Source organism: Paractinoplanes atraurantiacus (assembly GCF_900215205.1).
Lineage (GTDB): Bacteria > Actinomycetota > Actinomycetes > Mycobacteriales > Micromonosporaceae > Actinoplanes > Actinoplanes atraurantiacus.
Genome location: NZ_OBDY01000022.1, coordinates 22,554 through 42,223 on the forward strand (window position 1 = coordinate 22,554; position 19,670 = coordinate 42,223).

Genomic DNA, 19,670 nt, shown 5'->3' on the forward strand with positions numbered 1-19,670 from the left:
GACGGCTTCGCAACATTGCGATAGTTTTCGAATGAGCGGAGATCAGCGGCGGGCCACCCTGGCGGCGGTGGCCCGCGAGGCCGGCGTCTCGGTCCCCACCGTCTCGAAGGTGGTCAACGGGAGGACCGACGTGGCGCCCGAGACGCGGGCGCGCATCGCGGCGCTGCTGACGCGGCACGGCTACGTGGGGCGCGCACAGGCCGCGGCGCCGGCCGGGGTCCGTACGGTCGACCTGGTCTTCGACGGCATGGAGACACCGAACAATTTGAAGATCCTCAAGGGGGCCATCGGCGCCGCCGCCGAGGAGGACGTGGATGTCGTGGTGGGGCTGGCGCCGGCCCGCCCGCAGAGCGCCCATCGCGAAGGCATCGTGCTGGTCACCTCGAGCATCACTTCCGAGCAGTGGCAGCATTTCACCGAGCGCGGCATCCCGATCGTCACCATCGACCCGCACGACGTGCCGTCGGCGGAAGTTCCGAGCGTCGGGGCCACGAACTTCCAGGGCGGCATGGAGGCCACGTCCCACCTCACCGGGCTCGGCCACCGGCGCATCGCCTTCATCGAAGGGCCGCCCGAGCGCGGGGTGAGCATCGCCCGGCTGCACGGCTACCAGGCCGCGCTGTCGCAGGCCGGCGTGGCGTACGACCCGGAACTGGTCAAGGCCGGGCCGTTCACCTTCGACGCCGCCTTCACGGCCGGCATCGCGCTGCTGACCTCGGAGAACCGGCCGACGGCGATCTTCGCGTGCAACGACACCCTCGCCCTGGGCGCGATGGAGGCGGCCCGCACGCTGGGCCTGCGCATCCCGTCCGACGTCAGCGTCGTCGGCTTCGACGACATGCCGGTCACGCAGTGGTCGGCTCCCCCGCTGACGACTGTGCGGCAGCCGTTCACCGAGATGGGCCGGGTCGCCATGCGGCGCCTGCTGCGCCTGGCCGCCGGGGAGCCGCTCGACTCGCCGCGGATCGAACTGGCGACCGAGTTGATCGTTCGGAAGTCGACCTCGAAAGTTTCGAGCATTGACTGATAATGTTTCGCAAAGTTACGTTGGGCCGGTCCTCCTTCACGAAAGGCCTGACATGACGCTCCTCCATGTGGCGACGACCGGATCCGATGACGCCGAGGGCTCGGAGAAGCAGCCCCTGCGCACCATCAACCGGGCCGCCGAGCTCGCCCGCCCCGGCGACACGGTGATCGTGCACGCCGGCGAGTACCGCGAGTGGGTCACGCCGCGCCGCGGCGGTCTCAGCGACGCGCGGCGCATCACCTTCACGGCCGCCGAGGGCGAGCACGTGGTGATCAAGGGCTCCGAGCGGATCACGAACTGGGTCAACGACGGCGGCACGGTCTGGAAGGCCGAGGTGCCCAACTCGCTGTTCGGAGAGTTCAACCCGTACGCCGAGGAAGTGGCCGGCGACTGGATCGTCTACCCGGCCGGCGCTGCCCACAAGCACCTCGGCGACGTCTACCTCAACGGTCTTTCGTTCTACGAGGCCGCCTCCCGGGCCGACCTCGACAACCCGCCGGCGCGCACCACCGTGCTCGACAACTGGACCGCCGTCGACGACACCGTCCGCAACGTCGAGCAGACCCAGCTCGTCTGGTTCGCGACCGTCGACGCCGAAACCACCACGATCTGGGCGAACTTCCAGGGCGCCGACCCCAACGCCGAGCTGGTCGAGATCAACGTACGGCGGTCGGTCTTCTACCCGCTCGTCCCGCACCTGAACTACATCACCGTGCGCGGCTTCGAGCTGGCCCAGGCGGCCACCCCGTGGACCCCGCCGACCGCCGACCAGCCCGGCCTGATCGGCCCCAACTGGGCCAAGGGCTGGATCATCGAGGACAACGTCATCCACGACGCCAAGACCTCGGCCGTCTCGCTCGGCAAGGAGGCCTCGACCGGCCACAACTACGCCACCGAGCGCCGCGACAAGCCCGGATATCAGTACCAGCTGGAGTCGGTCTTCTCGGCCCGCCAGATCGGCTGGGACAAGGAGCACATCGGCTCGCACGTCGTGCGCCGCAACACCATCTACGACTGCGGGCAGAACGGCGTCGTCGGCCACCTCGGCTGCGTCTTCTCGACCATCGAGGACAACCACATCTACAACATCGCGCTCAAGCGCGAGTACTACGGCTACGAGATCGGCGGCATCAAGCTGCACGCCGCGATCGACGTGCAGATCCGGCACAACCGCATCCACGACACGTCGCTGGGCATCTGGCTCGACTGGCAGACGCAGGGCACCCGGATCACCCGCAACGTGTTCTACAACAACAACCGCGACCTGTTCATCGAGGTCAGCCACGGCCCCTACCTGGTCGACCACAACGTGCTGGCCTCCAAGGCGTCGTATGAGTCGTTCAGCCAGGGCGGCGCATTCGTCGGCAACCTGTTCGCCGGCACCGTGCGCCTCGAAGCCGTGATGGACCGGGCCACGCCGTACCACCAGCCGCACAGCACCCAGGTGGCCGGTTACGCGTACATCCGCGGCGGCGACGACCGCTACGTCGGCAACGTCTTCCTGGGCGGGGAGCTCTCGCAGGCGTACGGGCAGGGCGGAGACGGCAAGGCGGTTCCGGCGTACGGCCTGACGGGTTACGACGCGCATCCGGCGTCGTTCGCCGAGTACCTCCAGCGGATCGAGGAGCAGCCGCCGGGCGACCACCAGCGGTACCTGGACGTGCTCCAGGCCGTCTACGCGAAGGGCAACGTGTACGCCTCGGGCGCGCAGCCGTTCGCCGGCGAGACCGACCCGCACGTCATCGGCGACGCGACCTTCCGCGTGGTCGAGGAGGGCGACGAGGTCTACCTGGAGACCGACCTGCCGGCCGCCTTCGACCAGGCCGGCTTCGTCACCGTCGGCGGCCGCGACTTCGAGCGCGTCCGCTTCGCCGACGCCGACTTCGAGGAGCCGGACGGCACCCCCGCGGTCATCGACGTCGACCTGACCGGCACCCGGCGCCCGGCCGGCGAGTCGGCCGCGGCCGGCCCGCTGTCGACGCTGGCCTCCGGAAACACCCGCACCCGCATCTGGTGATCGGCAAGGCCCGGGAGTTTCGGCTCCCGGGCCTTGAACCGGAAGTGATCCCATCCGTCGTCAGGGCGTGGATCAGCCCTCGATCAGCAGTTTGGCCGGCCGTTACAAGCTCCTGAGCCCGCTCGGGCAGGGCGGGATGGGAAGGGTCTGGAAGGCGCACGACCAACTGCTCGGGCGGGATGTGGCGCTCAAGGAGATCGCGCCGGACGGGGTGAGCGCGGCTGAGCTGGGCGACCTGCGCGAGCGCGCCATCCGGGAGGCAAGGGCCATCGCCCGGATCGACCATCCCCACGTCGTACGGATCTTCGACGTGGTGGAGCACGAAGGCTCGCCGTGGATCGTGATGGAGCTGATCCGGGCCCGATCGCTGTTCGACGTGGTGAACGAGGACGGGCCGCTGGAGCCGGCCCGGGTGGCCCGGATCGGGCTTGACGTGCTGGGCGCGTTGCGGGCCGCTCATCGCGCCGGGATCCTGCACCGTGACGTGAAACCGGCCAACGTGCTGGTCGGCGTGGGCGGCCGGGTGGTGCTGACCGACTTCGGCCTGGCGATGACGGCCGGCGACTCGGCGATGACCCGGACCGGGGTGATGCTCGGCTCCCCGTCGTACCTGGCCCCGGAACGGGCCCGCGACGAGCCGGCGTCGGCGAAATCGGACCTGTGGTCGCTGGGCGCGACGATGTTCGCCGCGGTCGAGGGCAAGCCGCCGTACCAGCGCTCCTCCCCCATGACGACGCTGGCCGCCCTGATGGTGGACCCGCCGGCGACCCCGGAACGGGCCGGCCTGCTGGAGCCGGTCCTGGAGGCGCTCCTGGAGAAGGACCCGGCCGCCCGGGCCACCGCCGAGGAGGCAGCCGACCTCCTGCACTACGTCCTGGCGGAGGCGTCGCCACCGCAGCCCTCCGTGGCCGCGGTGCTCTCCCACCGCGGCGTGCGGGAGCCGGTGGCGCAGCCGCTGTCGAGCGCGGAGACGTCCGGCGTACCGGCAGTGACCGGTGCCACTACGCCCAGCCGCCGGGCGGTGGCTCTGCCACCGCCCGCGAAGGCTTCTTACGCGCCCAGCGGGCGGCCGCCGAGCGCCAAGCCGTCCAAGTCTGGGCAAGTGAGCGCGCAGGCCGCACCGAGCGCGACGCCGGCCCCGGTCAAGGCCACGACGACCGTGGCGCCCAAGCCTGCTCCCGTGGTGGTGAGCTTCGAAGCCGAGAGCTACACCGACAACCACGGCACCGAGGATTCGTTCCCGGACGGGGCCAGCGGCGGCCGCGTGGTCGGCAAGACCGACAACGGCGACTACGTCGGGTACGGGAACCGCTCGCTGGCGGGCATGCGCAAGGTGAGCCTGCGCTACGCGGCGGGCGACGGCGCCACCGAGGTCGCCATCCGTGCCGGGTCCGGCTCCGGCGCGGAGCTGGCCCGGGTGACGTTGCCCGGCACCGGGAACTTCCAGACCTACGCGACCGTGACGGCCACGCTCACCGCGGCCGGATCCGGAGCACCGTATCTGGTCTTCCTCGGCCCCAAAGCCTCCGACATCGATGTCGTGACGCTGTCCACATAGCCGCGCCGGGCGCGCCTGTGCCAAGATCCTCCGGGCCGGGACGGCGGATCTTGATACGACCGGCTACTCTCCCGGGCCGTAAGTGAGAATTCTTCACGTTGAGCACGGCAGGAAGAGAACGGTGACCGTACTCGCGGAAAAGATCGCGCCCGCTCCGCTCGCCCCGGCACCGGAACGGCCGCCCGGCCGGCGTTTCCGGCCATCGGCCGGCTGGCTTCCCTTCCTGCTCGTCGTCGCGGCCGTCGCGCTGACGCTGGACCACTACGGCGTCGCGCCCGCCGAGACCGCCACGTTCGCCGGGTACACGCTCTTCGCCAACACCCTGCCGGGCTTGCTCATCTGGCGGTCGGTGCGCGGGCGGGCCGACTACCTGCCCCTGGACGCGGCCCTGGGCACGGTCGCCGGTTTCATCGTCGAGTTGCCCCTCTACATGCTTGTGCGGCAGCTCGATGTCCCGTACGCCATCGGGGTCTGGCCTTTGATGGTCCTGGTCCTGTTCGCCGTCGTGCCCCGGCTGCGGCGGCATTGGCGCGGCGGTGGCCGGCGCCTGCCGCTCGGCACGTCGTGGACCGTGGCGGTCAGCTTCCTCTGGATCCTCGCGCTGGTCGCCTTCTCGACGCTGCGCTCGAACGGCTTGAGCGAACCGCTCAACGGCGCCATGAGCGTGGACTTCCCGTTCCAGTTCGCGCTGGCCGGCGAGTTCAAGCATCCGGTGCCGCTGAACACGCCGTGGGTGACCGGCATCGGCCTGAACTACCACTGGTACGTCTACGCGCACGCCGCCGCCGCGAGCTGGCTCACCGGGATCGAGCCGCAGACGCTGATCCTGCGCCTGCTGCCCCTTCCCATGGTGGCCGCTTTCCTACTCGCCCTGGTGGCCGCGGTACGGCAGATCACCGGCCGCTTCTGGCCGGGCAACGTGGCCGTCCTGCTGATGCTGGCCGGAACTTCGGTCAACCCGTTCTCGTGGACCGGATCACCTTTCCTCAGCGGCATCATCACCACGAATCTGTTCGTGAGCCCGACACAGACGTACGCGGCGCTGTTCTTCGCGGCCGTCGTCCTCCACCTGGCCGTGCTGTTCCAGCTCGACCGGAAAGCCTTGCGGCGCCCCATGCCGTGGGCCGTGCTGACCGTTCTGATGGGCGCGCTGGCCGGCGCCAAGGCGACGTTCATCCCGATGGTGTTGTGCGGCCTGCTGCTGGCCGTGGTCCTGCGCGGCGTGTTCACGCGCAGGCTCGGACCGGAGCTGCCCGTGCTCGGGATCACGTTGCTGTGGTTCGCGTTCGCGCAATTCGTGCTCTACGGCTCGGGTTCGCAGGGCGCCGTGGTCAATCCATTTCAGACAGTCAAATGGAGCCCGGTCGGTCAAGCCGTGATGGGCCTTCCCGACGAGGCCGATCAGTGGCCGCCGATGCTGGCGCTCACCGGTTTCGGCATCCTGGCCACCGCGTTCGGCTGGGCCGGGATGGCCGGTCTGCTGCGCCGCGGATGGCGCTCGAACCCGATAGTGCACGTGATGCTGGGCTTCGCGGCGGCCGGCACCGGCGGCATGTGGCTGGTCGCGCATCCCGGCCTGAGCCAGACGTACTTCGCCCAGTCGGCCACGCCCTACCTGGCCATGGCGTCGGCGGTCGGCCTGGCCGCGCTCATCCCGGCCGGCCGGCGGGCGCCGAGAAAATTCATCTGGCTTGGTGTGTACGGGGTGACGGCCGCCGTCGCGGGTCTGCTCGTGATCCGGTCGACGGCCGGGGCGGACGCTCCCGCGTCGATGTTCGGCGGTTTCCCGTTGCGGAGCGTCGTCATGGCGTACACCTGGACGGTCTCGCTCGTCGCCGTCGTCGGCGTGACGGTGGCGCTGATCGCCTGGCGGGTGCGGCTGCCCCGGCGGCTCACCGTGGCGGTGCTGGCCCTGACCGTCCTGAGCACCGCGGTGGCCAGCGGCCTCATCGGCAGTACCCGCTATCTGGCCACCTCGGCCACGGCGCAGGAGCCGGCGCGCCTCAGCACGTTCCCGCGCGGCGCGCTCGAGGCCGGCCGCTGGCTGCGTGACCATTCCGGCCCGCGCGACGTGGTGGCCACCAACAGCCATTGCCGCCAGAACATCCACGGCTGCGACAGCCGGGACTTCTGGCTGGCCGCCTATTCGGAACGCCAGATCGTGGTCGAGGGCTGGAGCTACACCGAGCCGGCCTTCGCCTCCGGCGGCCTGTGGGACGGCACGCTGTCCCGCTCCCCGTTCTGGGACCAGGCCCTTCTGGCCGAGAACGACGCCTTGTTCTACGTACCGACCGCCGAGAACGTGGCCGCGTTCACCACCGCCCACAACGTCCGCTGGCTGGTGGCCGTCGACTGGACCCAGGACCCGACCGACATCGGCCGAACCCGTTTCCTCAACGCCGATCCGGCTCTTGCCGACTTCGCCACCGAGCGCTTCCGGTCCGGCGCCATCACCGTCTACGAGGTATCGCCGGCTCCTTCGGAAAGTCTTCGATGATGTCGGCGTCCGGAGCGGTCGCCCCGGACGCCGAGAACATCAGACCGACGGCACCCAACAGCAGGGCCGAGACGGCCAGGAACACGTCCAGCGCGCGTGGCGAGAGCAGCAACGTCGGCGATCGCGTTCCCAGGTCCCCCGCGACCAGCGCGGCAACGCCGGACGCGAGTATCACCAGAATCGGCGCCCAGACCCGACACCGCTCGGCATACGCGGCCATGACCGCTTGCACGCGAGAAGTCAGCGACACGGCCAGCACCAATCCGAGCGCCACCGTCAGCCCGGCGCCGAGCGGCGGTATCGCGGCGACACAGGGCTCGCCGCGAAAGGCTGCCCGCATGGCTTCGGTGTCGGCGGCGCCCTGAGCAACGAAGTACATGGCCAGTGCGGGAAACACCACTACGCCCGCGACTCGCGCCGCACGCGCGGCGACAGGATCCACGCCGGCCCGGCGCATGAGAACGGCAACGCCTTGAAACAGGGCGACGACCGCCAGTCCGAAGGCAAGACCATCGATCAACTCGACCGTCGCCGCCCTGGCTCGGGCCGCCTCCATGTCCTCACCGGCGAGCAGGGAGTACAGCAGCGTCGTGACGATCAGAGCGATCAACGCGCTCAGCAGGGTCAGGGAGGCGCCGGCGCTCCAACTGGGCGTCCGGGTCGAGCCGCTTCCGGGCGCCAAAATGAGAACCAGCGCGGCGAAGGCGAATCCCGCGAGAACGCCGGTCATCTGGCCGTAGTTCTCCGCGATCGTTGCGAGGTCGACAAGCGGTGTGCAGGACACCGCGCCACCATGCCGCGCGCCCAGGGGCGCCGCTAGTACGCGGCCGCGAACCGGACGTCGGGCGCCGGCTCGGTGCGCCCGGTTGCGGCTACGAGTTCTCCTGGCGCTGGGCCAGCTCCGCCAGCTCGGCCCGGCCCGCGGTGCCGGTCTTGCGGAGCATGTTCGAAACGTGCACGCTCACCGTCTTCTCGCTCAGCACCAGCGCCCGCGCGATCTCGGCGTAGGTCCGCCCCGCGACGAGGTGGGACAGGACCTCGCGTTCGCGCGCGGTCAGTCCCGGAATCGTGTCGCCGGCCGCCGCTGGTTCCGCCGCGACCGTCAGTGGCACGTGGGCGTTGCGGGCCAGGAGGTCGATGCTCGCCAGCAGCGGCGCCGCCCCCAGGTCCAGCGCCAGTTCGTGCGCGCGCCGCAGCGCCGCCGTCCCCCGCCTGCGGTCCACCCGGCCGCGCAGGGATGTCTGAGCCTCGCGCCATCGGCAGTACGCCTCGTCCCACGGTGCGATGGCCGTGCGGCACGCCTCGGCGGCCCGGTGCCAGGCGGCCGGCTCGCCGGGGTCGCGCCGGGCGCGCAGCGTCTCGGCCTCGGTCAGGTCCTGCATGGCGGCGATCCGCCGTGCCTCGAACTGCGCACTCGCGCCCCGGTCGACGACGACGGCCGGGCAGCGCTCGCGGAGGTCGCGGAGCCGGTCGAGCTCGGCGGCCGGGTCGGCGCCCCCGTCACGGCAGGCCTGTGCTCGGTCGGCCAGGGCCCGCACGGCCAGCGGCAGCAGAAGGTCCACGTCCAGCGGCGGCGGGGCCATCTCGAGGCCGTGCAGCGCGTACGTCAGCGCTCGCTCGGTGTCGCCGACGGTCACGGCGAGCTCCGCCCGCACCGCGTCGAACGGGAACGGCAGAAAGCCGGCCGAGTCCGCGATCAGCTCCTCCGCGCGGCGGGCGTGGGCCTCGGCTTCGGCCGCCCGCCCCTGACGGCAGGCGAGCAGGGCGGCGGTGTGCCGGCCCCGCGCGTCGGCCAGCGGGCTGGGCCGGGCGCCGAGCGTGACCCGGAGCCGCTCGACGCAGCCGCGCCAGTCACCGACGATCAGCAGGTGCTGAGCCTCGAGCGAGCACACCTCCGACACCTGGGCGTGTGGAGCGCCCGCGCGTTCGAGCAGCTGACGACACTCCCGGAGCACGTCGACGACGGCCCGGAAGCTCGGACCGTCGGTGTTGTTGACGATCCAATAGGTGGCCTCGACCGCCCGCGCGAAGTCGCCGCGGCTCATCGCCAGCGCGAAGGCTTCCCGGGCCGCCGCCGCCCCGGCGACCAGGTCACCTTCGACCGCGCGGGCGTGCGAGACGGCCACCAGGGCCTCCGTGATCGCGTCGGGCCAACCGCCGGCGCGCGCGAGCCGCAGCGCCTCGTCGGCCCTGTCGGCGGCGCCGTCGACCGCGTGCCACAACCGCGCGTAGGCGGCCGTCGCGAGCGCCAGCGCGTGTTCGCGGCTGCGCGGGTGTGCCGCCGACAAACGCTCAGCTTCCGCCGCGTCGGCCAGCACGATGAGACCGCGACCGGCCACGGGTCCGCGCTTCGTCCGCCGCGCCAATAGCTCGGCCGCCGTCAGGGGCCGCGCCGCCCGGTCGACGTGCTCGAGCAGTTCGTCGATCGCCTCGAGCTCGTCCACGGCCCGGCCCGCCGCGTGAGCGGCTTCCCGGATCCGGTGCAGTATCTCCTCCGCGTGCGCGCTGTCGTCCGCGTGCAGCCGGAGGGCGCGGCGGAGCAAGCGGATGGTTTCGGCTCCCCCTCCGGCCGCGTCGGCGGCCGTCAAAGCCCATTCGTAGGCCTCGTCGGTCATCCCGGCCTCGAAGTAGTGGTCGGCGCGGGCGATCGGATCGCCGGCGGTCGCGGCGAGCGCGGCGTGCCGGGCCCGGCGCTCCTCCGGCAGCAGACTGTCGGCCAGCACTTCGGCGAGCAGCGGATGAGCGAACCAGTAGCGCCCGTCGGCGGTGGCGGTCAGCACGCCCGCGTCCACGGCCTCACGGAGCGCGGGCAAGGAGAAGGAGCCCGACCGCGACGGCTGACCGGCGGTGGCGAGTTCCATGGTCAGCTCCCGGGCCGGTGCGGGCAGATCGCGCCACGTCCGGGCCAGGGCGCCGCGCAATTCGTCCGGGAGATGGGGCGGCAGATGGCGGGCGTCCGGGTCCAGACCACGGATCAAAAGCTTCGTCAGGTACGGATTCCCGGCGCTGCGGGCGAACACCTCATCCACCAGCGACTCGTGTGGTGGGCGGGCCAGCAGCGCGGTCATCTGCTCGTGGGTCTCGGGGCGGTCCAGGCGGCGCAGCGCCCTCTCCCGTACACCCGGAAGCCGGCGTATGTCGGCCAGCCAGCGATGCAGCCGGGTCTCCTCGCCGGTTCTCAGGGTGGCCAGCACGGCCAGGCGCCGGTTCGGGCGGCCGGCGATGACGTAGTGCAGGACGTCCAGGGAGCTCTGATCGGCCCATTGCAGGTCGTCCACCACCAGCGCCGCCGGTTCCCGCTCGGTCAGCCGGTCGAGCCAGGTGTCGAAGGCCAGGACGGCGTCCGGGGCGTCCAGCGATGGCGGATCGGGGATCGTGCGTAACCCCGTACGCAAGGGAAGAAGTGGCATTGCGAGCGAGCTCAGTGGGAGGCAGGGCGCCCAGATGACCCGGACGGCGGTGGTGTCGCAGGCGTCGCGGAGCAGCGTCGTCTTGCCGGCGCCCGCCTCGCCCGAGACCAGCAGCGTGCCGGAGTGGCCCCGGGTGGCGGCGCCGATCGCCGCGAGCACGGCGGCGGCGTCGTCCGCCCGGCTCCCCATAGTCCGAGCATCCTCGCCCGCCCGGAACCGTGGAAGCCCCGAACCGGCGACGAAGGCGGTCAGGCGCGGTTGACCCGGTTGCGGCCGCCGGCTTTGGCCGCGTACATCGCCGAGTCGGCCCGGCGGAGCTCGCCGTCCGGGTCGGCGCCGGTGGCGGCGGTAATGACGCCGATGCTGGCGCCGATGTAGACCGGGCGGGCCGGAGTGTCGAACGGCTCGGCCAGCGCGTCCAGGATGCGGGTGGCCACCTTGTCCGCTGTAGCGTCGTCGGTCCAGGGCAGGATCACCGCGAACTCGTCGCCGCCGAGGCGGGCCACCACGTCGCCGGCCCGGATGACGCCGTTGATGCGCTCGGCCACGGCCACCAGGACCGCGTCGCCCGCCTCGTGGCCGAACGTGTCGTTGACCGGCTTGAAGCCGTCCAGATCGATGTAGAGCAGCGCCGTCGGGCCCACCGAGTCGTGCAGGGCCGAACCCCAGCGGTCGTGGAAGCGGCGCCGGTTGGCCAGCCCGGTCAGCTGGTCGGTCGTGGCCTGCTCCTCGACCTGGCGCAGCGCGCCCGACAGCAGCCGCACCAGGCCGTCCAGGCGGGCGATGACCAGCAGGAACAGGACCACGCTGCCGACCACGATGATCGGCACGTCGATGGTGCGATCGGTCAGCCACTGGATGGCCAGCACCGCGGGCGCGGTCAGGCTGGCCACCGCGAGCCCGATGACCCGCAGCCGGGGCGCCTCGCCCTGGCCGGCCGGCGGGCTCTTGCGGGACAGCGCCGCCACCGACGGGTGCAGGGCCGCCGCGCCGCCCAGCGCCTGCATGGCCAGCCAGCCCAGATCGACGATGCTTCCGGGCTCGTAGGTGCCCATCAGGCCGAGCACGGTGTACGCCGTGTCGGCCACCAGCAGCGACAGGATGCTCCCGATGAACAGGAAGAACGCCGGCGGCCGGTCGCCGCGCCCGGTGACCAGGCGGGCCAGCACGGCCAGCACCAGCAGGTCGGAGGCCGGGTAGGCCAGTGACACCGCGCGCTCGAACGCGTTGAGCGTGTCGTCACGCACGTACGGAACGATCAGGAAGACCCAGGCCAGCATGGCCGCGCCGGTCGAGAGCACCAGCGCGTCGAGCAGTCCCGGCCGGTCCTTCCCGGGCCGGCGGGCCCGCACCAGGCCGACCACCGCGATCGCCAGCAGGGCCGCGAAGCTCAGGTAGAACCCGTCGGCCGGCCCCGGGAACATGTCGCCGCCGGTGACGAAGACCTGGATCCAGTAGACGAGCTCGCCCAGCGCGAAGCACGCCCGCGCGGCCGCCATGAGATACCAGGGCCAGCGCACGGCCGGCTTGTTGATGCGGACGCCGACCAGGATCGCCGCCGACGAGGACAGCCCGAGCACGCTGACCAGGACGGTCTGCACGGCCTCGACCGGAACCAGGTAGTAGACGGCCGCGATCACCGCGGACACCGCCAGATAGACCTTCCAGGCCTTCGTCACGTCGGGGTCATCGGCCGCCCGCGCGAACCCTTGAGGGGAGTGTCGGTCAGACGTTTTCAGGTTGATCGACGATCACCCGGGTAGGTGCCAGAGTGATCAGAACGCGAAAGGGGTTCACAGTGCCGGCAGTGACTCACGACATCGAGGACCTTCGTCAGAACAGCCGCATGTACGACGCCGTCATCGAGGAGATCGACGGGCGCCGCATCCGGATCGGCCGGGACTGGCTGGTCGACTGGGCGTCCTGCAACTATCTCGGCTTCGACCTCGACGAGGAGGTCATCCAGGCCGTCGAGCCCCAGCTGCGCCGCTGGGGCACCCACCCGAGCTGGTCGCGCATGCTGGGCAGCCCGAAGATCTACCCCGACCTCGAGGAGCGCCTCACCGAGCTGCTCGGCGCCGAGGACGTCCTGCTGCTCCCGACCATCTCGCAGATCCACCTGGGCGTCATCCCGGCGCTGATCGGCCAGGGCACGGTCATCATGGAGAGCCGCGCGCACCGCACCATCTACGACGGCTGCGTCTTCGCCCGCGGCCAAGGCGCGACCATGAAACGTTTCCGCAGCGGCGACGTCGAGGAGCTCACCCGCCTGCTCCAGGAGGCCACCGCGCGCCCGGTCATGGTCTGCATGGACGGCGTCAACAGCATGACCGGCGACGTTCCGGATCTGCGCGTTTACGCAAAACTGTGCAGAGAGTTCGACGCGACGTTGTACGTCGACGACGCGCACGGCATGGGCGTGATCGGCGAGCGCGGTCCCGAGGAGACCTCGCCGTACGGCATGCGCGGCAACGCGATCGTCCGGCACTTCGGCGAGACCTACGACAACGTCATCCTGGTCGGGGGCTTCTCCAAGGCGTACTCCTCACTCCTGGCCTTCCTCGCCCTGCCGACCGCGGTGAAGAACCAGCTCAAGGTGGCCGCGCCCACCTATCTCTACTCGGGCCCCTCCCCGGTGGCCTCGCTGGCGACGGTCTGGGCCGGTCTCGACGTCAACGAGAAGCGAGGCGACGACCTGCGTGGTCACCTCTACCGCCTCACCGATCAACTGCTTTCCCATGTACGGGGTATGGGCGTGCACACCCTCAACGTGGACAACACCCCGGTCGTCGAGATCCCCATCTCCCCCGACCACGACCTGATCGCCGTCTCGGAGCGGCTGTGGGCCGCCGGCCAGTACGTGACGCTCGCGCCCTACCCCGGTGTGCCGCGCGACGAGATCGGCTTCCGCGTGCAGCTCACGGCCGCCCACACGAGCGAACATGTCCGTTCGCTCACCGACGTGCTGACCGAGCTAGCACAGGACGGCGCGCTCCGCCCGGCCCTCCCGCAGCAGCGCCGCCACGCCTGACAAGGCAGGATGCGGGTCATGCCGGTGATTCACGATCTCAGTTCCCTGCCGTACGCCGAATACCTGCGGCCGCTGGACGAGGAGCTGAGCCACGACGGCGACCACAGCGAGATCCACCTGGACGCCGTGGAGCTGGACGGGGCCACGGCCGCCGGCTCCCGCTTCTCGGAGAGCGCGATGACCGCGGTCACCTTCACCGGCGGCACGTACGACAAGGTGCGCCTGGACGACGTGTGGCTCTCCCGGTGCCGCTGGATCGGCGGCACCTGGGGAGAGGCCCAGCTGCTGGACACGACGGTCCTCGACAGCGCCATCGCGGGCGTCCAGGCGTACGGCTCGCAGTGGCGCCGGGTGGTCGTGCAGGGCAGCAAAATCGACAGCCTGAACCTGCGCGGCGCCCGATTGCAGGACGTCGAGTTCCGCGACTGCGACCTGTCGGAGGTCGACTTCGGCGGCGCCACCCTGATCAACGTGACGTTCCCGGGCTCGGCCCTGCGCCGGGCCCGCTTCGACAAGGTGACGGTGAAGAAGCTCGACTTCCGGGGCGCCCGCGAGCTGGACGTGGCCCAGGGCTGGGACGCCCTCCGCGGAGCCGTCATCTCCTCAGGTCAGCTGGCCGAGGCCGCCCCCGCCCTGGCCCAGGTCCTGGGCATCGTCGTCAAGGACCGCTGACCTCCCCGCCGGGGTGCGCCCAGCCCGCGCCGATCACGCCGTGCTCGCCGCCTTGGCGTCCTGCTCGATCTCGGCGGTGTCCGCCTTGAGCTGCCGCGCCTCGACCTTCTCAGCGTTCTTCAGCGCCTTCTCCACCTTGGCCCCCATGTCGGAGACGGCGACGACGACAAGCCCCGCCTGCCCTTCGTCGAGGTGTTCACCGAGCTCCTTGAGATCGGACCGGCTCATCCCGGCCGCGGCGTGCCCGGCGACGGCTCCCAGCACGGCCCCACCACCGGTGGTGGCGGCCAGAAGCCCACCACCGAGCGCGGCGAACGGGAAGAGCGCCACGACAAGCCCGGTGGCAAGCCCGATGCCACCACCAAGCACCCCACCCACCCGGGTCGGCGTCTCATGCCGCTTCACGATCTTCGACTTGCCGTCAGCGCGGCGCTCGATGACGGCAGCGTCGTACGCGTCGATCAGATCCGCCTTGCGGTGCAACTCCTTGACCACGTCATAGTCGGCCTCGGCCTGCGCCACCGTGGGGTAGACACCGACATACACCATGAACGTATCGATGGCCATCGCCTTCTCCTTCCGGGCTGGTCCCGCCCTAGACAGTGGCGGAAGCCCTCCGGAGGCGCCTCATCCGTAAGGAATGACCACTCAGCGCCCGGGACGCCGCAGCCGGATCATCTCGACCCGCTCGACGCCACCACCCACGACGGGCACCTCAGGCCGCGCGTCGCCGTCGCCCTCCAAGTGCAGCGGCTCCATGAGATCGAGAACCTCCGGGATGGCGATTCCCCATTCTTTGGAGATTGCCCGGATGACGATTCCCGGAGAACCGAAATTGCCTGTGGCGTACCACCACACGCGGGCATCCCATCCGTCACCGGCCGGCTGCGCGTCGGCGAAGGCCTGGTCCTTCGGAGAGGGAAGAATCTCCTCGGGGAAAAGCCATCTGGTGTAAAGACTGACGAAGAGGCAGTTGTCGCCGAGACTCAGTTCCCGATGGTGACGCGACATGAACCATGGCCGCCCGCCCTCACGGAAGTGGACGTAGAACAACACGTTCGACACCAAGAAGATCTCATCGCGAGCGCCCACCCACCGATGAATCGCCGGGACGTCCAATGCGGCCGAGTTGGTCAACCCGCACGGGAGCCCGGCGGCCATCGCGCCCAAGCCTCTCGCCACTCCGCTGAGAATATGCCGGGACTCCGTGTCCATGTTCTCGAAGGACGCCGCCTGAGATTCCGCCCACTCGGTCAATCGTCCGGTGCCGATGTCGGGAAAGGCCTGCAACCGGTCCGCGGTCAAGGGGTTCCCGGAGAAGACGCCCATCGTCTCGGCCAGCGTGGCGGACTGGAGACCCCCGACGTAGATATGGGATTCGCAGAACACGTACCACCCGACGCCCTCGGCACCTTCCCAGACGGACGCCATCATCGCGCGCCCGACCACGCGACCACTCTCGTCCCGGAGTACCTGGGCCCGCTCCAGGAAACGCTTGCAATACACGTCGAGCGCCGCCCGCTCCTTATAGCTGTCGTCCGGGCGGCGATAGACGCGGTCGAACAGCTCCGTTTCCGAGATCGATGTCCAATCATCGGCGGAAATGACACGCACCGGCCTGGCGTCATCCGGGCCCTGCACGTCGATGTTGACACGGGCAAGCGCGCACAACGGCCGTACCAGAGCGTGCAGGTGTTCCGTATGGCTGAGTTGCCGACTGCCGCTTCGGAACAAACCGTTCATCGACCGGGGGTCCTCGCGAAGCCGGGCGGTGACTTCGGTACCCGCACGGCGCAGCCACTCATCCGGCTCGGCCGTGCGGAGCAGTGGGCGGACCGCGAGGCCACCGGTGAACTCGAGGAGATGTGTGTCCCTGGGTGCCTCGTCGAGGGCAAGGCTGCGCACCCTGACTTCGTCCGCCACCATGAAGACCGCAAAGAACCCGATGCCGAATCTGCCCGTCGGCTCGAATCCGACGAGATCCGGGTGCTCTATGAGCAGGTCGGTGGAACGCCACCGGGAGTTTCCGAAGTCGGTCAGCGACGACACCATCGCCTCTCGCCGCATCCCGATGCCCTCGTCAGCGACGGTAAGCCACCAGACATCGTCGATCTCGGCGAGTTTGATGGTCACGGTGCCCGGCTCGGTCCCCTCCCGCAGGGCCCGCGCAAGCGTCGCATCGGAGGCGTTCGCGACCAGTTCGCGCAGGGCTATGTCGGGCCGCTTTCCGTAGAGTTTGTCGCCACCCAGATTTCCGACCACTTTGCCGACATCCGTCACCCGAATACGGGCGTCTATCGGGTGCCAGCGATCGGTCCGCAGATATCTGGCAAGCCGTTCAGGACTGTCGGCACCGGCCACCGAGCGCACCGGGAACCTAGGGCGGCCCAGGTCGGCCAGCAGAGCATCGACCCGCCGCAACTCCGTGTCGATCATCTTGATGATGTCGTAGGCGAGCCACCATGACGGTGCCTCACTTCCCGTGAACCGCCGGGTCGAGGTGTAGGCCAGGCGATCCTGTTGCACGTCGGGACGCATCAGCCGTTCCTGGAATTCCCAGTGCTGCGCCGACACCCCCGTCGGGTGCCGGAAGGCGTACAGGTGGCATGGCGCCCGCCTGCTGTCGATATGCGCGGCATCGGCGAGACGGAGGATACAGGCGATCTTGAGCTTGTCGACCGCCCACTCGCGCGGGTGATCCGGCCGGGAACTTCGGGGCCCGTCCAACTCGTGCAGTCGTTCCACGTCCCACCAGTGGCTCGCGGCGATCTCGCCGATCATGTCGCCGTAATCGAGCCGAAGACTCAGATCCTGGAGCAGATGAAACGTGCTGCCGTCGGAGAGCGTGAAGGGAATTCGCAGCAGCTCCTGCGCGCGGTCCGCATGCCGGCGGCGGAGCAGTTCGACGATAGCCTCCGACCGAGCCCGCTCGGCGATCGACGTCTCTTCGGCCGACGGCTCCAATCGGCGGATGCGGTCGGTGGCCACGGCCAGGAGACCGGCATAGGAGCGGTCGGCCGTCACTTCGTCAGCCCCGTCCGGATAGGCGCACAGGCCCATGCCGAGATCGTGCATGAGGAAAGCTCCGCCCAGCACGAACGCCTCGGCCGGGTTCAGCTCGAAGTCATCGCCGCAGATGATCGAGGCTGTGTCCCAAAGAGCGTCGATGTGGGCAATCGAATGATCGGTGAACATCGGCATCGACAGGGCGATCTCGCCCGCCAGAGGGGCGACTGTCTCCCGGAACTGCCGGTAGGCCGCCCTGAGTTTCTCGCGCTGTTCGTGCCACGGATCGTCCGGAATCTCGGCCAGAGTTCGACGCCACAAGGGCGTAGCTTCATACGGACTCTGCGCGAAGCCGGACAACGCCACTCCTCGTCAGCCGCGGGTGGACCAACCTTATTGGACTCGCGGCTCGGGAAACAGACACGGTGTCCGAACGGCTGACCGGTTCCGGTTAGCGCAGCACCACCACGCCGTCCTCGTCGGAGACGATCTCGGCGCCGGGCGGGAAGTCGCAGCCGCCGATGTGCAAGGTGATGTCGCGGTCGCCGGCACCCGTTTTCGTGCTCTTTCGGGGGTTGGAGCCCAGCGCCTTGATGCCCAGCGGCAGGGTGCGGAGCTCGGCCACGTCGCGGACGGCGCCGTTGATGATGACGCCGGACCAGCCGTTCGCGACCGCCAGGCCGGCGATCACGTCGCCCATCAGGGCGCGGTGCAGGGAGCCGCCGCCGTCCACCACCAGGACGCGGCCGTGGCCGGGCTCGGACAGCACCGACTTCAGCAGCGCGTTGTCTTCGAAGCAGCGGACTGTCACTGCCGCGCCGCGGAACGCGGTGTTCGCGCCGTACTGGCGGAATTGGGTGTCGCAGGAGCCGATGGTGTCGCCGTGTTCGTCGATGAGGTCGGCGGTTTTCGTCATGGTCGGCCCTCCAGGAAAGCGGTGATCACCGGGGTCAGGTCGTCGGCGAACTCGTCGAAGAAGCCGTGGCGGCCGCCCTCGTGCAGATGCAGAGTGGCGTCGGGGATGCGGCCGGCCAGCAGTGGGGCGTTGGCGCTGGGGACCATCAGGTCGTCGGTGCCGTGCAGGATCAGGGTGGGTGCCTCGATCCGCGGGAGCACGTCCCAGGCGTCGTGGCGGTTGCTCGCCCGCAGGTGGGCCCGCGCCTCGGGCGGCGACATCGTGGGGTCGCCGAAAAGGTGGCTGTGGCCGGACCACGCCGGGGTGTAGAAGAGCTCGCGCAACGTGTCCCGGCGGGCGGTGGCCAGGCGCTGGCGGATTTCGTTCGAACGCTCAAAAGCGTGCACGCCGCCGGGTGAGGTGCACGCGAGGACCAGGCGGGAGACCAGCGACGGGTGGTGGGCGGCCAGGAACTGGGCGACCCGACCGCCCATCGAGGTGCCGTAAACGAAAGAGGAACGACCAGCCAGGACGCGCGCGGCATCCGAAGCGAAAAGGGCGGTGGACCAGTCTGCGACCGGGCCGCGGCTTCCGCCCGTACCCCGGTAATCAAAGGTGATGACGCGGAAGCGGGACTCGAAACGCGAACGGATGCCCGTCCACCAGTCGTGCGAGTTCGCCTGGCCGGACAACAGGAGCAGGGGTGGGCCCTGGCCGCTCTCCTGAACGGCCAGGGGGAACTCGCTCAGGGCTTGCGGCCCACGGCGGTCCAGACGTTGATGTCGGAGCGCTCGGGGATCTCAGCGCCCGGCTCGGGGCGCCACTCGCTGGCGGGGACGACGCCCGGCTCGACCAGCTCGAGACCCTCGAACAGGGCCTCGAACTCGTCCTTGGGGCGGGTCCAGACGTCGGACTTGCCGGACTCCACCAGCTGACGATAGAGCGCCTGCTGCTCGGGCGTGCCGAAATCGGAGGTCGCGTGCGTGGCGACCAGGTAGCTGCCGGACGGCAGGGCGTCGAGCAGGTGGCTCACGATGGGCTTGGCCGCGCCGTCGCCGTGGATGAAGTGCAGGACGGCGATCAGCATGAGGCCGACCGGCTGCTTGAGGTCGAGGGTCTCGTCGATCGCCGGGTCGGCCAGGATGCGCGCCGGATCGTTGAGGTCGGCCTCGATGTACGCCGTCCGGCCCTCGGGGCTGCTGTTCAGCAACGCCCGGGCGTGCACCATGACGAGCGGGTCGTTGTCGACGTACACGATCTTCGAGGTGGGCGCGTAGCGCTGGGCCACCTCGTGCGTGTTGTCGGCGGTCGGCAGGCCGGTGCCGATGTCGAGGAACTGCCGGATGCCGGCTTCCTCGGCCAGGAAGCGCGTGGCCCGCTGGAGCATCGCGCGGTTGGCGAGGGCGCCCAGGCGCACCTTGGGGAAATGGCGTTCGAGCTCGTCGCCCGAGGCGCGGTCGGCGGCGAAGTTGTCCTTGCCACCGAGCCAGTAGTTGTAGCGCCGGGCGGGGTGGGCGACGTTGGGGTCGATGCCGGAGGCGACGGGATCCACAGGGG

The 19,670-nt window shown here is 70.1% G+C and carries 14 protein-coding genes; 6 read left to right on the forward strand and 8 right to left on the reverse strand.

Annotation, left to right across the window (positions count from 1 at the left end; genetic code table 11):
• The first annotated feature begins 31 nt into the window (after nucleotides 1–31).
• The 4 genes from CRP55_RS35555 to CRP55_RS35570 all read left to right on the forward strand — a co-directional run bounded on the left by CRP55_RS35555 (nucleotide 32) and on the right by CRP55_RS35570 (nucleotide 7,099).
• Entirely contained in the window at nucleotides 32–1,027 is a 996-nt protein-coding gene (locus tag CRP55_RS35555; protein ID WP_097326168.1) for a LacI family DNA-binding transcriptional regulator, read from the forward strand.
• A 52-nt stretch (nucleotides 1,028–1,079) separates the two neighbouring features.
• Nucleotides 1,080–3,044 carry a right-handed parallel beta-helix repeat-containing protein gene (locus CRP55_RS35560; RefSeq protein ID WP_097326170.1) on the forward strand — a complete coding sequence of 655 codons (1,965 nt, stop codon included), beginning with the start codon at nucleotides 1,080–1,082 and terminating at the stop codon, nucleotides 3,042–3,044.
• 67 nt (nucleotides 3,045–3,111) lie between these two features.
• Entirely contained in the window at nucleotides 3,112–4,602 is a 1,491-nt protein-coding gene (locus CRP55_RS53435) for a protein kinase domain-containing protein (RefSeq protein WP_179855464.1), read from the forward strand.
• Between the two features lie 121 nt (nucleotides 4,603–4,723).
• Nucleotides 4,724–7,099, forward strand: coding sequence for a hypothetical protein (locus CRP55_RS35570; protein ID WP_097326171.1), 2,376 nt, complete (start codon nucleotides 4,724–4,726; stop codon nucleotides 7,097–7,099).
• Here the strand turns inward: CRP55_RS35570 and CRP55_RS35575 are convergent.
• From CRP55_RS35575 to CRP55_RS55835, 3 genes are all read right to left on the reverse strand, one after another.
• Complete coding sequence (locus tag CRP55_RS35575) at nucleotides 7,053–7,883, reverse strand: hypothetical protein (protein ID WP_097326173.1); 831 nt, start codon at nucleotides 7,881–7,883, stop codon at nucleotides 7,053–7,055. The two genes, CRP55_RS35570 and CRP55_RS35575, sit on opposite strands and share 47 nt — an antisense overlap.
• 88 nt (nucleotides 7,884–7,971) lie before the next feature.
• The gene (locus tag CRP55_RS35580; protein WP_097326176.1) at nucleotides 7,972–10,698 is read right to left on the reverse strand and encodes a helix-turn-helix transcriptional regulator; all 2,727 of its coding nucleotides are present in this window, start codon (nucleotides 10,696–10,698) and stop codon (nucleotides 7,972–7,974) included.
• Between the two features lie 59 nt (nucleotides 10,699–10,757).
• Nucleotides 10,758–12,188: a GGDEF domain-containing protein gene (locus CRP55_RS55835; protein ID WP_097326178.1), complete on the reverse strand. Its 1,431-nt coding sequence runs from the start codon at nucleotides 12,186–12,188 to the stop codon at nucleotides 10,758–10,760.
• 128 nt (nucleotides 12,189–12,316) lie between these two features.
• Here CRP55_RS55835 and CRP55_RS35590 point away from each other — a divergent pair, with 128 nt between their 5' ends.
• Together CRP55_RS35590 and CRP55_RS55840 are read left to right on the forward strand one after the other, a co-directional pair.
• The gene (locus CRP55_RS35590; RefSeq protein ID WP_245923579.1) at nucleotides 12,317–13,540 is read left to right on the forward strand and encodes an aminotransferase class I/II-fold pyridoxal phosphate-dependent enzyme; all 1,224 of its coding nucleotides are present in this window, start codon (nucleotides 12,317–12,319) and stop codon (nucleotides 13,538–13,540) included.
• An 18-nt stretch (nucleotides 13,541–13,558) separates the two neighbouring features.
• Nucleotides 13,559–14,212 (forward strand): pentapeptide repeat-containing protein, encoded by a 654-nt coding sequence (locus CRP55_RS55840; protein ID WP_179855465.1) that lies wholly within the window; start codon nucleotides 13,559–13,561, stop codon nucleotides 14,210–14,212.
• A gap of 33 nt (nucleotides 14,213–14,245) precedes the next feature.
• Here the strand turns inward: CRP55_RS55840 and CRP55_RS35600 are convergent, their stop codons facing one another.
• The 5 genes from CRP55_RS35600 to CRP55_RS35620 all read right to left on the reverse strand — a co-directional run bounded on the left by CRP55_RS35600 (nucleotide 14,246) and on the right by CRP55_RS35620 (nucleotide 19,665).
• Nucleotides 14,246–14,779 carry a DUF1269 domain-containing protein gene (locus CRP55_RS35600; RefSeq protein WP_097326182.1) on the reverse strand — a complete coding sequence of 178 codons (534 nt, stop codon included), beginning with the start codon at nucleotides 14,777–14,779 and terminating at the stop codon, nucleotides 14,246–14,248.
• Nucleotides 14,780–14,860: 81 nt separating this feature from the next.
• On the reverse strand, nucleotides 14,861–17,578 hold the full coding sequence (locus tag CRP55_RS35605; protein ID WP_143235129.1) for an HD domain-containing protein: 2,718 nt from the start codon (nucleotides 17,576–17,578) through the stop codon (nucleotides 14,861–14,863).
• A gap of 91 nt (nucleotides 17,579–17,669) precedes the next feature.
• Nucleotides 17,670–18,134 (reverse strand): ribonuclease E activity regulator RraA, encoded by a 465-nt coding sequence (gene rraA / locus CRP55_RS35610; protein WP_097326185.1) that lies wholly within the window; start codon nucleotides 18,132–18,134, stop codon nucleotides 17,670–17,672.
• A complete protein-coding gene (locus CRP55_RS35615) occupies nucleotides 18,131–18,886 on the reverse strand; it encodes an alpha/beta fold hydrolase (protein ID WP_097326187.1) in 756 nt (251 codons plus the stop codon). Before CRP55_RS35615 ends, rraA begins: the two co-directional genes overlap by 4 nt.
• Nucleotides 18,859–19,665: an SAM-dependent methyltransferase gene (locus CRP55_RS35620; RefSeq protein ID WP_245923581.1), complete on the reverse strand. Its 807-nt coding sequence runs from the start codon at nucleotides 19,663–19,665 to the stop codon at nucleotides 18,859–18,861. Before CRP55_RS35620 ends, CRP55_RS35615 begins: the two co-directional genes overlap by 28 nt.
• Between the last annotated feature and the right edge of the window lie 5 nt (nucleotides 19,666–19,670).